11 protein-coding genes and 4 tRNA genes are annotated in these 14,955 nt (G+C 57.7%); all 15 read right to left on the bottom strand.

Annotation, left to right across the window (positions count from 1 at the left end; genetic code table 11):
- Positions 1–57: 57 nt before the first annotated feature.
- Positions 58–4,257 carry a DNA-directed RNA polymerase subunit beta' gene (gene rpoC / locus DGA31_RS24260; protein WP_056836290.1) on the bottom strand — a complete coding sequence of 1,400 codons (4,200 nt, stop codon included), beginning with the start codon at positions 4,255–4,257 and terminating at the stop codon, positions 58–60.
- 63 nt (positions 4,258–4,320) lie between these two features.
- Entirely contained in the window at positions 4,321–8,394 is a 4,074-nt protein-coding gene (gene rpoB, locus DGA31_RS24255; RefSeq protein WP_056836291.1) for a DNA-directed RNA polymerase subunit beta, read from the bottom strand.
- A gap of 219 nt (positions 8,395–8,613) precedes the next feature.
- Positions 8,614–8,982, bottom strand: coding sequence for a 50S ribosomal protein L7/L12 (gene rplL / locus DGA31_RS24250; RefSeq protein WP_056836293.1), 369 nt, complete (start codon positions 8,980–8,982; stop codon positions 8,614–8,616).
- A 78-nt stretch (positions 8,983–9,060) separates the two neighbouring features.
- On the bottom strand, positions 9,061–9,561 hold the full coding sequence (rplJ, locus tag DGA31_RS24245; RefSeq protein ID WP_056836295.1) for a 50S ribosomal protein L10: 501 nt from the start codon (positions 9,559–9,561) through the stop codon (positions 9,061–9,063).
- Positions 9,562–9,757: 196 nt separating this feature from the next.
- Positions 9,758–10,453 (bottom strand): 50S ribosomal protein L1, encoded by a 696-nt coding sequence (gene rplA, locus DGA31_RS24240; protein ID WP_056836297.1) that lies wholly within the window; start codon positions 10,451–10,453, stop codon positions 9,758–9,760.
- Positions 10,453–10,884 carry a 50S ribosomal protein L11 gene (gene rplK, locus DGA31_RS24235; RefSeq protein ID WP_056836299.1) on the bottom strand — a complete coding sequence of 144 codons (432 nt, stop codon included), beginning with the start codon at positions 10,882–10,884 and terminating at the stop codon, positions 10,453–10,455. The genes rplA and rplK overlap by 1 nt, the downstream gene beginning before the upstream one ends.
- Positions 10,885–10,999: 115 nt before the next feature.
- A complete protein-coding gene (gene nusG / locus DGA31_RS24230) occupies positions 11,000–11,533 on the bottom strand; it encodes a transcription termination/antitermination protein NusG (RefSeq protein WP_056836301.1) in 534 nt (177 codons plus the stop codon).
- A 9-nt stretch (positions 11,534–11,542) separates the two neighbouring features.
- Positions 11,543–11,911, bottom strand: coding sequence for a preprotein translocase subunit SecE (secE, locus tag DGA31_RS24225; protein WP_109514258.1), 369 nt, complete (start codon positions 11,909–11,911; stop codon positions 11,543–11,545).
- Positions 11,912–11,954: 43 nt separating this feature from the next.
- Positions 11,955–12,030 (bottom strand) — tRNA-Trp (locus DGA31_RS24220).
- Positions 12,031–12,206: 176 nt separating this feature from the next.
- Positions 12,207–12,282, bottom strand: a tRNA-Thr gene (locus DGA31_RS24215).
- A gap of 26 nt (positions 12,283–12,308) precedes the next feature.
- A tRNA-Gly gene (locus DGA31_RS24210) sits at positions 12,309–12,382 on the bottom strand.
- Between the two features lie 24 nt (positions 12,383–12,406).
- Positions 12,407–12,491, bottom strand: a tRNA-Tyr gene (locus tag DGA31_RS24205).
- A gap of 142 nt (positions 12,492–12,633) precedes the next feature.
- Entirely contained in the window at positions 12,634–13,059 is a 426-nt protein-coding gene (locus DGA31_RS24200) for a hypothetical protein (protein WP_056836306.1), read from the bottom strand.
- A 7-nt stretch (positions 13,060–13,066) separates the two neighbouring features.
- Positions 13,067–13,816: a pantothenate kinase gene (locus DGA31_RS24195; RefSeq protein ID WP_109514257.1), complete on the bottom strand. Its 750-nt coding sequence runs from the start codon at positions 13,814–13,816 to the stop codon at positions 13,067–13,069.
- Complete coding sequence (gene birA, locus DGA31_RS24190) at positions 13,806–14,765, bottom strand: bifunctional biotin--[acetyl-CoA-carboxylase] ligase/biotin operon repressor BirA (RefSeq protein ID WP_109514299.1); 960 nt, start codon at positions 14,763–14,765, stop codon at positions 13,806–13,808. Before birA ends, DGA31_RS24195 begins: the two co-directional genes overlap by 11 nt.
- Positions 14,766–14,955 lie beyond the last annotated feature (190 nt).

Here is a 14,955-nt window from a genome sequence, read left to right as displayed (position 1 = left end):
AATTCCCGACGACCATCAAGCGGTCGGAAATCACAGGAAACGATCGGGGCCTTATCTTCAGTTACCGCTGGAGTTCAACGCTTCGGTCAGGGCGGCTTCGACTTCGCTCGCGCTTACACGCTGAGGTTTGTCCATTTCACGACGACGCTTGCGCTCGCTGTGATAAGCCAGACCGGTACCGGCCGGGATCAGACGACCCACGACAACGTTTTCCTTCAGGCCGCGCAGGTAGTCGCGCTTGCCGGTGACGGCCGCTTCGGTCAGTACGCGGGTGGTCTCCTGGAAGGAGGCCGCGGAAATGAACGACTCGGTCGACAGCGACGCCTTGGTAATACCCAGCAATACACGGGCGTACTTGGCGACGAATTTATCTTCGCTCGACAGGCGCTCGTTCTCGACCAGTACGTGCGTGAGCTCGACCTGGTCGCCTTTGATGAAGCTGGAATCGCCGACTTCGCTCAGCTCAACCTTACGCAGCATCTGACGCAGAATCGTCTCGATGTGCTTGTCGTTGATCTTCACGCCCTGCAGACGGTAAACGTCCTGGATCTCGTTGACGATGTACTTGGCCAGCGCGCTCACACCCAGCAGACGCAGGATATCGTGCGGATCGCTCGGGCCGTCGGAGATGACTTCGCCGCGGTTGACCTGTTCGCCTTCGAACACGTTCAGGTGGCGCCACTTCGGAATCAGCTCTTCGTACGGCTCGCTGCCATCGACAGGGGTAATGACCAGACGGCGCTTGCCTTTGGTTTCCTTGCCGAACGCAATGGTACCGCTGACCTCAGCCAGGATCGACGCTTCTTTCGGGCGACGGGCTTCGAACAGGTCGGCAACACGCGGCAGACCACCGGTGATGTCACGGGTCTTCGACGTCTCTTGCGGGATACGCGCGATAACGTCACCGATCGCGATCTGGGCACCGTCAGCGACGTTGACCAGGGCGTTCGCCGGCAGGAAGTACTGGGCCGGTACATCAGTACCTGGCAGCAGCAGATCCTTGCCATCGAGGCCGACCATCTTGACCGCAGGACGGATGTCCTTGCCGGCTGCCGGACGGTCCTTGGCATCGAGTACTTCGATGTTGGTCATACCCGTCAATTCGTCGGTCTGACGCTTGATGGTGATGCCTTCTTCCATGCCCACGTAGGTCACGGTACCTTTCATTTCGGTAACGATCGGGTGGGTGTGCGGGTCCCACTTGGCCACGATGGAACCAGCGTCGACCTTGTCGCCTTCCTTCACGGAAATCACGGCACCGTATGGCAGCTTGTAGCGCTCGCGCTCACGACCGAAGTCATCAGCGATTGCCAGCTCACCGGAACGGGAAACCGCAACCAGGTGACCATCCACACGCTCTACGTGCTTGAGGTTGTGCAGACGAACGGTACCGCCGTTCTTGACCTGAACGCTGTCGGCAGCGGAAGTACGGCTGGCCGCACCACCGATGTGGAACGTACGCATGGTCAGCTGGGTACCCGGCTCACCGATGGACTGGGCAGCGATAACGCCGACCGCTTCACCGATGTTCACCTGGTGACCGCGAGCCAGGTCGCGACCGTAGCAGCTCGAGCAGATACCGAAACGGGTTTCACAGCTGATCGGCGAGCGAACGATCACTTCGTCGATGCTGTTGAGTTCGATGAACTCGACCCACTTCTCGTCGACCAGCGTACCGGCCGGAACGATGACTTCTTCAGTGCCAGGCTTGAACACGTCACGGGCAATGACACGACCCAGTACACGCTCACCCAACGGCTCGACCACGTCGCCGCCTTCAATGTGCGGCGTCATCAGCAGGCCGTGTTCGGTACCGCAATCGACTTCGGTCACGACCAGGTCTTGTGCCACGTCGACCAGACGACGGGTCAGGTAACCGGAGTTCGCCGTTTTCAGGGCGGTATCCGCAAGACCCTTACGAGCACCGTGCGTCGAGATGAAGTACTGCAGTACGCTCAGACCTTCGCGGAAGTTCGCGGTGATCGGCGTCTCGATGATCGAGCCGTCCGGCTTGGCCATCAGACCACGCATACCGGCCAGCTGACGAATCTGGGCCGCGGAACCCCGGGCGCCGGAGTCGGCCATCATGTACATCGAGTTGAACGATTCCTGGTCCACTTCAACGCCGTGACGGTCGATGACCTTCTCTTTCGAGAGGTTCGACATCATGGCCTTGGAGACCTCGTCGTTGGCCTTGGACCAGAGGTCGATCACCTTGTTGTACTTCTCGCCCTGGGTCACCAGACCCGAAGCGTACTGGCTTTCGATCTCTTTCACTTCATCGGTGGCGGCATCGATGATGCGCGCTTTTTCATCAGGGATAACGAAGTCGTTAACACCGATGGAAACACCCGAAATGGTCGAGTAGGCGAAACCGGTATACATCAGCTGGTCAGCGAAGATCACGGTCTCTTTCAAACCAACCACGCGGTAGCACTGGTTGATCAGCTTGGAGATCGCCTTCTTCTTCATCGGCTGGTTGACGACGTCATAGGACAGGCCCGGCGGCACGACCTGGAACAGCAGCGCACGGCCGACAGTGGTGTCGACGATACGGGTGTTCTTGACGCTGCCACCATCACGATCGTTCACGGTTTCGTTGATACGAACCTTGACCTTGGCGTGCAGCGCAGCTTCGCCGGCGCGGAATACGCGGTCGACTTCCTGCAGGTCGGCAAACACACGGCCTTCGCCCTTGACGTTGATCGCCTCACGGGTCATGTAGTACAGACCCAGTACAACGTCCTGGGAAGGAACGATGATCGGCTCACCGCTCGCAGGCGACAGGATGTTGTTGGTCGACATCATCAGCGCACGCGCTTCGAGCTGGGCTTCCAGCGTCAGCGGTACGTGAACGGCCATCTGGTCGCCGTCGAAGTCGGCGTTGTACGCCGCACAGACCAGCGGGTGCAGCTGGATCGCCTTGCCTTCGATGAGAACCGGCTCGAACGCCTGGATACCCAGACGGTGAAGCGTCGGCGCACGGTTGAGCAGTACGGGGTGTTCGCGAATCACTTCGGCGAGAACGTCCCACACTTCCGGCAGCTCGCGCTCGACCATCTTCTTGGCAGCCTTGATCGTCGTGGCCAGGCCACGCATTTCCAGCTTGCCGAAGATGAACGGCTTGAACAGCTCCAGGGCCATCTTCTTGGGAAGACCGCACTGGTGCAGGCGCAGGGTCGGGCCTACGGTAATAACCGAACGACCCGAGTAGTCAACACGCTTGCCGAGCAGGTTCTGACGGAAACGACCCTGCTTACCCTTGATCATGTCAGCCAGGGATTTCAGAGGACGCTTGTTGGAACCGGTGATGGCGCGACCGCGACGACCGTTATCGAGCAGCGCATCGACAGCTTCCTGCAGCATGCGCTTTTCGTTGCGCACGATGATGTCAGGGGCCGACAGATCCAGCAGGCGCTTCAGACGGTTGTTACGGTTGATGACGCGACGGTACAGATCGTTCAGATCGGAGGTCGCGAAACGGCCGCCGTCGAGCGGGACCAGTGGACGCAGGTCTGGCGGCAGAACCGGCAGAACGGTCAACACCATCCACTCAGGCAGGTTGCCGGAGCCCTGGAAGGCTTCCATCAACTTCAGGCGCTTGGACAGCTTCTTGATCTTGGTTTCGGAGTTGGTTTGCGGAATTTCTTCGCGCAGGCGGCCAATCTCGTGCTCCAGGTCAATAGCGTGCAGCAGCTCGCGAACAGCTTCGGCACCCATGCGGGCGTCGAAGTCGTCACCGAACTCTTCGAGGGCTTCGAAGTACTGCTCGTCGTTCAGCAGCTGGCCTTTTTCCAGGGTGGTCATGCCCGGGTCGATAACGACGTAGCTCTCGAAGTAGAGAACGCGCTCGATATCACGCAGGGTCATGTCCATCAGCAAACCGATACGGGACGGCAGCGATTTCAGGAACCAGATATGGGCAACCGGCGAAGCCAGCTCGATGTGCGCCATGCGCTCACGACGAACCTTGGCCAGGGCGACTTCAACGCCGCACTTCTCGCAGATCACACCACGGTGCTTCAGGCGCTTGTACTTGCCGCACAGGCACTCGTAATCCTTGACCGGGCCAAAGATCTTGGCGCAGAACAAGCCGTCACGCTCAGGCTTGAACGTACGGTAGTTGATGGTTTCCGGCTTTTTAACTTCGCCGAACGACCATGAGCGGATCATCTCAGGCGAGGCCAATCCGATACGGATGGCGTCGAACTCTTCGACTTGACCCTGGTTTTTCAGCAAATTCAGTAGGTCTTTCAAGGCCTTTCCTCCTGGCGGAGCAAGGAGCAGGCATTACCGCCCTGCCCCCATTCGCGTCACGTGTTATTCGGTTTCCAGATCGATATCGATACCGAGGGAACGAATCTCTTTGATCAACACGTTGAAAGACTCGGGCATGCCCGGCTCCATACGGTGATCGCCGTCCACGATGTTCTTGTACATCTTGGTCCGACCGTTCACATCGTCCGACTTGACTGTGAGCATTTCTTGCAGAGTGTACGCAGCGCCGTATGCTTCCAGCGCCCACACTTCCATCTCCCCGAAACGCTGACCACCGAACTGCGCCTTACCACCCAGCGGCTGCTGGGTAACCAGGCTGTAGGAACCAGTGGAACGCGCGTGCATCTTGTCGTCCACCAAGTGGTTCAGCTTCAGCATGTACATGTAGCCAACGGTCACATGGCGCTCGAACTTGTTGCCGGTGCGACCATCGAACAGTTGCATCTGGCCGCTTTCCGGCATGTCTGCCAGTTTGAGCATGGCCTTGATTTCGCTTTCCTTGGCACCGTCGAACACCGGGGTGGCCATTGGAACGCCGTTGCGCAGGTTCTTCGCCAGATCCAGGATTTCCTGGTCGGTGAATTCGTCCAGGCTTTCCTGACGACCGCCGATCTCGTTGTAGATCTCGGTCAGGAACTTGCGCAGCTCGATGACCTTGCGCTGCTCTTCGAGCATGCGGTTGATCTTCTCGCCCAGGCCCTTGGCCGCGAGGCCCAGGTGGGTTTCAAGGATCTGGCCGACGTTCATACGCGAAGGTACGCCCAACGGGTTCAGAACGATGTCGACCGGCGTACCGTTGGCATCGTGCGGCATGTCTTCGACCGGCATGATCACCGAGACGACACCCTTGTTACCGTGACGACCAGCCATCTTGTCGCCTGGCTGGATGCGACGACGGATGGCCAGGTAGACCTTGACGATCTTCAGCACGCCTGGAGCCAGGTCATCACCTTGCTGCAGCTTGCGCTTCTTGTCTTCGAACTTGTCATCGAGCAGACGGCGACGATCAACGATGTAGGCCTGGGCCTTTTCCAGCTGTTCGTTCAGCGCGTCTTCGGTCATGCGCAGTTTGAACCACTGACCATGCTCCAGACCGTTGAGGATCTCGTCGGTGATGTCCTGGCCTTTGCGCAGACCGGCACCGCCTTCGACAGTACGACCGACCAGCGCGGAACGCAGACGCTCGAAGGTTGCACCTTCGACGATGCGGAACTCTTCGTTGAGGTCCTTGCGGATCTCGTCGAGCTGGGACTTCTCGATCGACAGGGCGCGCGCGTCACGCTCGACGCCATCACGGGTGAAGACCTGTACGTCGATGACCGTACCCTTGGTGCCGGTTGGCACACGCAGGGAGGTGTCTTTGACGTCGCTGGCCTTCTCGCCGAAGATCGCACGCAGCAGTTTTTCTTCCGGTGTCAGCTGGGTCTCGCCTTTCGGAGTGACCTTGCCGACCAGGATGTCGCCGGCGCCGACTTCGGCACCTACGTAAACGATACCGGCTTCGTCCAGCTTGTTCAGTGCCGCTTCACCCACGTTCGGGATGTCGGCAGTGATTTCCTCTGGCCCAAGCTTGGTGTCACGCGCCACACAGGTCAGTTCCTGAATGTGGATCGTGGTGAAGCGGTCTTCCTGGACCACACGCTCGGACAGGCAGATGGAGTCTTCGAAGTTGAAGCCGTTCCACGCCATGAACGCGATGCGCATGTTCTGGCCCAGAGCCAGTTCACCCATGTCGGTGGACGGACCATCGGCCATGATGTCGTGACGCTTGACCACATCGCCGCGGCTCACCAGCGGACGCTGGTTGATGCAGGTGTTCTGGTTCGAACGGGTGTATTTGGTCAGGTTGTAGATATCTACACCTGCCTCACCGGTTTCGACTTCGTCATCGGCAACGCGTACCACGATACGGCTGGCATCGACGGAGTCGATCACACCGCCACGGCGTGCCACGACGCAAACGCCGGAGTCGCGCGCCACGTTGCGCTCCATGCCGGTACCGACCAGCGGCTTGTCAGCACGCAGTGTCGGAACAGCCTGACGCTGCATGTTCGAACCCATCAACGCACGGTTGGCGTCGTCGTGCTCGAGGAACGGAATCAGCGAGGCCGCCACCGAGACAACCTGCTTGGGCGATACGTCCATCAGGGTGACGTCGGCAGGTGCCTTGACGGTGAATTCGTTCAAGTGACGAACAGCCACCAGCTCGTCGATCAGGATCTTCTCGTCGTTCATTGCGGCAGAGGCCTGCGCAATGACGTGGTCAGCCTCTTCGATCGCCGACAGGAAGACGATCTCGTCGGTCACCAGCGCGTCCTTGACCACACGGTACGGGCTTTCCAGGAAGCCGTACTGGTTGGTGCGGGCGTAAGCGGCCAGCGAGTTGATCAGACCGATGTTCGGACCTTCAGGGGTCTCGATCGGGCAGACACGACCGTAGTGGGTCGGGTGCACGTCACGCACTTCGAAGCCGGCGCGCTCACGGGTCAGACCGCCAGGGCCGAGAGCCGAAACGCGACGCTTGTGCGTGATCTCGGACAGCGGGTTGTTCTGGTCCATGAACTGGGAAAGCTGGCTGGAGCCGAAGAACTCTTTCACCGCCGCCGCAACCGGCTTGGCGTTGATCAGGTCCTGTGGCATCAGGCCTTCGCTTTCGGCCATCGACAGACGTTCCTTGACCGCACGCTCGACACGCACCAGGCCTACACGGAACTGGTTCTCGGCCATCTCGCCAACGCAACGAACGCGGCGGTTACCCAAGTGGTCGATGTCGTCGACGATGCCTTTGCCGTTACGGATATCGACCAGCGTCTTGAGGACGGCAACGATATCTTCCTTGCACAGCACGCCCGAACCTTCGATTTCGGTACGACCGATACGACGGTTGAACTTCATGCGGCCCACGGCCGACAGGTCGTAGCGCTCGGCACTGAAGAACAGGTTGTTGAACAGCGTCTCGGCGGCATCCTTGGTTGGCGGCTCGCCAGGACGCATCATGCGATAGATCTCGACCAGCGCTTCGAGCTGGTTGCTCGTGGAGTCGATCTTCAATGTGTCGGAGACGAACGGACCGCAATCGATGTCGTTGGTGTACAACGTTTCGATGCGCACAACCTGGGCCTTGGCGATTTTCACCAGCAGGTCGGTGGTCAGCTCGGTGTTGCACTCGGCGATGATTTCGCCGGTAGCCGGATGCACGATGACCTTGGCGGTGGTGCGTCCCAGGACGTAGTCCAGAGGCACTTCCAGCTCTTTGATACCGGCTTTTTCCAGCTGGTTGATGTGACGGGCAGTGATACGGCGACCCTGCTCGACAATCACCTTGCCGTTTTCGTCCAGGATGTCCAGGGCAGCGACTTCACCGCGCAGGCGCTGAGGCACCAGCTCGAGGCTCAGGCCTTGGTCACGGACGTGGAAAACGTTGGTGGTGTAGAACGTATCGAGAACCTGCTCGGTGGTATAACCGAGCGCGCGCAGCAATACGGACGCCGGCAACTTGCGACGACGGTCGATACGGACGAATACGCAGTCCTTTGGATCGAACTCGAAGTCCAGCCAGGAGCCACGGTACGGAATGATGCGCGCGGAGTAGAGCAGCTTGCCGGAGCTGTGAGTCTTGCCACGGTCGTGGTCGAAGAACACACCAGGCGAACGGTGCAGCTGGGACACGATGACGCGCTCAGTACCGTTGATGACGAAGGTACCGTTTTCAGTCATCAGGGGAATTTCACCCATGTAGACTTCTTGCTCTTTGATGTCCTTGATCGCTTTGTTCGACGATTCTTTGTCGAAAATGATCAGACGGACCTTGACCCGCAGAGGTACAGCGTAAGTCACACCACGCAACACGCACTCTTTGACATCAAATGCCGGTTCGCCCAAGCGATAACCTACATACTCCAGCGCAGCATTGCCGGAGTAGCTGATGATCGGGAAAACGGATTTGAAGGCTGCGTGAAGACCGACGTCGCGGAACTGATCTTTGGTCGCTCCTGCTTGCAGGAATTCACGATAAGAATCCAGCTGGATGGCCAGGAGATACGGCACATCCATTACGTCCGGCAACTTGCTAAAGTCCTTGCGGATACGTTTTTTCTCAGTGTATGAGTAAGCCATCAGCGTTCCCCAGCTTGGTCACCTGCTTGTTTGGCTCCCTCCGACGGAAGCAGCCAGAAAATCGTGCAAACCCCTTGGTCTGCGCCACCCTTTTGGTGGTACCTGCACGCTATAGCGATGGCCTGGCCAGTCGTCTATAACGGAAAAAAGGCCGGTGGCAAGAGCCACCAGCCATCAGCCGTCTGCTTAACGCTTGGGCTGGACGTTCAAGGTCGATGCTTATTTCAGCTCGACTTTGGCGCCTGCTTCTTCCAGAGCAGCTTTGGCTTTGTCAGCTGCGTCTTTGGCAACAGCTTCCAGTACCATGGCTGGAGCGCCGTCAACGACTGCCTTGGCTTCTTTCAGGCCCAGACCGGTCAGTTCACGTACTGCCTTGATGACGTTAACTTTCTTCTCGCCAGCTTCCAGCAGCATGACGTTGAATTCGGTTTGCTCTTCAACAACGGCAGCAGCGGCAGCCGGGCCAGCAGCGGAAGCGGCAGCAGCGGTAACGCCGAACTTCTCTTCGAACGCCTTGATCAGTTCAACAACCTGCAGAACCGACATTTCAGCAACGGCGTTAAGGATATCTTCTTGAGAGATGGACATGACTCAATTTCCTGAATTGGGGGACGGCCTACGCGACCATCAAAATAAACACAAATACGCGAAAAGAATTGCTCAGCCTCAGGCTGCGGCAGCTTCTTTCTGGTCGCGAACAGCCGCCAGAGTACGAGCCAGCTTGCTGGTAGCGCCTTGGATCACGCTCATCAGCTGCGAAATGGCTTCGTCGCGGGTCGGCAAGGTTGCCAGTACATCGATCTGATTAGCTGCGAGGAACTTGCCCTCGAACGCAGCTGCCTTGATCTCGAACTTGTCCTGACCTTTGGCGAACTCTTTGAACAGGCGGGCAGCAGCGCCCGGATGTTCGTTGGAGAACGCGATCAAGGTCGGGCCGGTGAACGCATCGCTGAGGACACTGTAGTCAGTGTCAGCAACAGCGCGCTTGAGCAGGGTGTTACGTACGACACGCACGTATACGCCAGCTTCACGAGCCTCTTTACGGAGTCCGGTCATCGCGCCTACTGTTACACCACGGGCATCAGCCACGACAGCGGACAGAGCGACTTTGGCAGCCTCGTTGACTTCAGCGACGATGGCCTTCTTGTCTTCGAGTTTAATTGCCACGGGTTTAACTCCTGCTTGTTACCGTTTCATCCAACCGAGGCCGGATGTCGTTTTGGTGTCTGATTCGGTAAGGAACCGGGAGCACCATCTGCGTAGGCTTGAGGTTTAAGGCTTGCGCCGCCTACGGTCTTGGACAGCCCCCGCCAGGCAGGGACCCCAATATGTCGATGGCACGGCATGCCGCGCCATCTTTGTCTTACGCGTCGAGCGAGCTCTGATCGATGACCAGACCTGGGCCCATAGTGGTGCTCAGGGTAATGCGCTTGACGTAGATACCTTTCGAGGAAGCAGGCTTGATGCGCTTGAGGTCAGCGATCAGGGCTTCAACGTTTTCCTTCAGCTTGACAGCGTCGAAACCGACCTTGCCAACGGAAGTGTGGATGATGCCGTTCTTGTCGGTGCGGTAGCGAACCTGACCGGCCTTGGCATTACGCACAGCGTTGGCAACGTCAGGGCTGACAGTGCCGACCTTCGGGTTAGGCATCAGGCCACGAGGACCGAGGATCTGACCCAACTGACCTACAACGCGCATGGCATCCGGGGATGCGATGACCACGTCGTAGTTCAGGTCGCCGGCTTTCATTTCGGCAGCCAGGTCGTCCATGCCAACGCGATCGGCGCCGGCAGCCAGAGCGGCTTCAGCAGCCGGGCCCTGGGTGAACACGGCAACGCGAACGGTCTTGCCAGTGCCATGCGGCAGCACGGTAGCGCTACGTACGACCTGGTCGGACTTACGAGGATCGACGCCCAGGTTAACGGCAACGTCGAAAGACTCGTTGAATTTTACAGTCGACAGCTCGACCAGCAGGCCGGCAGCATCAACGAAATTGTAGACTTTGCCAGCTTCGAGCTTGCTGGCGATTGCCTTTTGACGCTTGGTCAACTTAGCCATTACACACCCTCCACGTTAAGGCCCATGCTACGAGCAGAACCGGCGATGGTACGCACGGCTGCATCGAGGTCAGCTGCAGTCAGATCGGCACTTTTGGTCTTGGCGATCTCTTCGAGCTGAGCACGGGTAACGGTGCCGACCTTGACGGTGTTCGGACGAGCCGAACCGCTGGTCAGGCCTGCAGCTTTCTTCAGCAGAACCGAAGCAGGGGTGCTTTTGGTTTCGAAAGTGAAGCTACGGTCGCTATAGACAGTGATGATCACTGGCGTCGGCAGGCCTGGCTCAAGACCCTGGGTACGGGCGTTGAAGGCTTTGCAGAATTCCATGATGTTCACGCCGTGCTGACCCAGAGCCGGACCAACAGGTGGGCTTGGGTTAGCCTGAGCGGCTTTCACTTGCAGCTTGATGTATGCAGTTATCTTCTTGGCCATGAGGCACTCCAGTTACGGGTACAAGCGCCAGTGAAGGCTCCCCGGTGTGTTACGTATATCCTAGTGACGAAAAAACCCCACAGCCTTGGGCTGCGGGGTATAGGACGCGGTTTGGTCAGACCTTTTCGACCTGACTAAACTCAAGCTCTACAGGCGTAGAGCGACCGAAAATGAGCACAGCCACTTGAATACGGCTCTTTTCGTAGTTAACTTCTTCGACAGTGCCGTTGAAGTCAGCGAACGGACCGTCCGTAACACGAACGACCTCGCCCGGCTCAAACAGGGTCTTGGGCTTCGGCTTGTCGCTACCGTCAGCAACACGACGCAGGATGGCTTCCGCTTCCTTGTCGGTAATGGGGGCAGGCTTGTCAGCCGTACCGCCAATGAAACCCATGACACGAGGGGTATCCTTGACCAAGTGCCAAGTGCCTTCGTTCATTTCCATCTGGACCAGCACATAGCCAGGGAAGAATTTACGCTCACTCTTGCGCTTCTGGCCATTGCGCATCTCGACCACTTCTTCAGTGGGGACCAGAATTTCGCCGAAGCCTTCTTCCATGCCTGCCAGCTTCACACGCTCGACCAACGAGCGCATGACATGCTTCTCGTAACCCGAGTAAGCATGCACTACGTACCAACGCTTAGCCACGGGACACCCTTAGCCAACTATCAAGGAAACAAGCCAACCGAGCAGGGAATCGAGCCCCCACAACAGCAGCGCCATAACCAGAACCACCGCCACAACAATGAGTGTGGTCTGGCCGGTTTCCTGGCGCGTAGGCCATACGACTTTACGGATCTCTGTACGAGCTTCTTTCGCGAGCGTAAAGAAAGCCTTGCCCTTGCTCGTCTGCAATGCGACAAACGCAGCAGCGGCAGCAATAACCAGGAGAACAAGAACGCGATACAGGATAGGCTGCGCCGAGTAATACTGATTACCGACGACACCCACGACCACCAGAAGGACTACCAGGAGCCACTTCAGCAAGTCAAAGCGAGAGTCTGATGCTTCAGCCTTGGGATTCATCTACGGAGACCCTGTGAAAAGAAAGCCAGATATCGAAGGAATCTGGCAGGTCAGGAGGGAATCGAACCCCCAACCTACGGTTTTGGAGACCGTCGCTCTGCCAATTGAGCTACTGACCTAAAAGCAAAATCAGGCCGACCATTATGCTGACCCGACGAGATTTTTACAACACCTTATTCGCAGCAATAATGCGCAAACCTCACGCACACCCCCGAATCAAGGCTTAAGCAACGACTCACAGGGGAGATCGATCGCTTAAAACAAAGGCAGATATTTGCATATCTGCCTCTGATATTGGAGCTCTTGAGCGGATTTGAACCGCTGACCTCACCCTTACCAAGGGTGTGCTCTACCAACTGAGCTACAAGAGCGAAACACGTTGCATTCACTGCAATTCTGGAGCGGGTGGCGGGAATCGAACCCGCATCATCAGCTTGGAAGGCTGAGGTTCTACCACTAAACTACACCCGCAGAACTTGCAATTTCAGCTAAATCTGGTGGAGGGAGAAGGATTCGAACCTTCGAAGTCGTAGACGTCAGATTTACAGTCTGATCCCTTTGGCCGCTCGGGAACCCCTCCTTGTGTGGCCGGCATTTTCAACTCTTGCCAACCTCTTGTCAACCATTTTCTCAATAAAATCTTGAGGTTACATGCATTGACCAGTTTTGCTTCACATTTCAGACTTGCGTCTCACTGTGGAGCGGGCGCCATTCTATGCAAACTACTCAGCGCCTGCAACCCCCTCGCACGACATTATTCTGTTTTTTAACTGCGGAAAGTCCTGGGTCAGTTGTGCCAGCAACCCTTCGCCGACCAGACGACGACTCTCCGGGGCCACACCCAACCAGTAAACGGTGCCGGCAGCCGATTGACGCGCATGAAAGCGCGAATGGATATCCAGGCTGTTCAAGCGTTGCTCGACCGCCCGGGCGTCCTCTACCCGTACAAGGCCGCCAAGGTACAGGCACTCGGCCCGCTCCTCTCGACCCGCCATCGCCTCCGACTCACTGAGCAGACGAATATCCTGCTGAGCAGGACGCGCCAATGACAGCGGCAAGATCTCCTTGGCCCGCAACGGAGCCTCTTGCTGATGCCACACGAAATAAAACACATTGAGCATCAACAGCAAAAGAAATAACCAACGCATACATACCTCAACGCAGGGGACAGGCCAACGCCAGGCCGATAAACACCAGATCAGGCACGACCCGAGCCCCGGGAATGACGCCCTCTACCAGGGCAGCATCACCACCGGTCACAAACACGACAAAATCATCATCCCAGCGCTCTTTGGCAATCTCCAGCTGGGCCTGGACAAATCCGCGCAACATCAATGAGCAGCCGCGCTCGACAGCCTCTGCAGTCGCGCGGCCAGGCTCGAAGCTGGTCAGCGCCCGAACCGCTGCATCAGCGTCATAGCGTATACGTCGCGTGTGGGTACGCAGCTGATTGCGCATGAGGGGCATACCAGGACATATAAAGCCGCCCAGGTGCTCACCTCCGGCATTGACGAAATCCGACGTCACCGCAGTGCCCAGATCGATGACCAGGCACGCCTTGCCCGCCAGATGATAGCCCGCGACCAAAGCCAACCAGCGGTCAAGCCCGAGACGCTCATGGTCTTCGTAGCCATTTGTCACGCCGGCCAACTGGTGGGCCGGCACTGCGCACACAGGGGACAATGAAAAAGCCTTTCGCAGGCCGGCAATGAGCTTTTCAGTCTCTTCAGCAGTACGCACACTGACCAGGCGGCAGTGATTCAACTCCAGCGCAGGCAGGCCAGCCAATTGTTCCAGCAATGCCTCATCCGACCCTACTACACCGCCCGCCCTGATCGAGTCTTCGCCTTTCTCTGTTACACGCCACTTGATGAAGCTATTGCCACAGTCGAGTTCAAGTATCATCACGCAACCTCAGGCTGAGCTCGCCACCACTAAAGCTTTTTTCCACGCCGTCGACCTCCATGCGTAAGGCGCCAAGCGCATCAATTCCCAGGACCCTGCCCTGCACGCTGTCCGAACCACTCAACAGCGACACCTCACGACCCTGCCACAAATGGTTTCGCTCCCAGGCTGACTGAAAGACTGAAAAGCCTTGTTGCTGGTGACGAAGCAAATAGGCTTCCAGTGTCCGCGCAAGTCTTGCCGCCATTTCATTGCGGTCACAGATCCGTCCCGTTTCCAGGCGCAGGGATGTCCAGGACTGATCAACTTCAGCGGCCACCTGCATATTGATATTGATCCCGACACCAATGACAACATGACAGACATCTGCCGGGTCGCCCATCAACTCAAGCAGGATGCCTGCAAGCTTGCGACGCCCTACAAGGACGTCATTGGGCCACTTGAGCCCCGCCCCCTTGATGCCCATCTCATGAAGAACATCGACGACAGCAAGGCCCACAAGCAAGCTCAGGCCCTCAAGTTGACGCATGCCGCCGTCGATACGCAGCAACAGACTGAAATACAGATTCTCACCGAAAGGGCTGACCCATTTTCTGCCACGTCGGCCTCTCCCTACTGTCTGGCGTTCGGCCACGACCAGAGCAGGAAGCGCAGTATCAGTCGAGATCAATCGCGCCGCTTCGGCATTGGTGGAGTCGACGCTTTCCAGCACGGTCACAGACCAGCCTGGCGGAAGTCCGCTGTCAATGATCGATTGGCGATCATGAAGGGAGACAGGGCTTGCAAGCCTGTAGCCGCGACCACGCACTTTGTGCACCTCAAGCCCCAGCTCAGATTCCAGTTGCTGGAGTTGCTTCCAGACAGCACTGCGACTGACACCCAGCACATCACCCAGGACCTGTCCGGAGTGGAAGCCACCATCAGCGAGAAGTCTTAGCAGCGTCAGCATGAACGTATCACCAGGCAAAGAGGCACGCATGATAGCCATGCGAACCCAGAGTGCATAGAAAACGAAAGGGTTTTTATTCCGCGCAAAGCAAAACCCCCGATCGCAAGGCGATCAGGGGTTCTGGGTTTGAATCTTGACGATGACCTACTCTCACATGGAGAAGCTCCACACTACCATCGGCGATGCATCG

The sequence above is a fragment of the Pseudomonas ovata genome, assembly GCF_003131185.1.
In the GTDB taxonomy this organism is placed as follows: Bacteria; Pseudomonadota; Gammaproteobacteria; order Pseudomonadales; family Pseudomonadaceae; genus Aquipseudomonas; species Aquipseudomonas ovata.
This window is presented reverse-complemented; position numbering and strand designations above follow the sequence as displayed.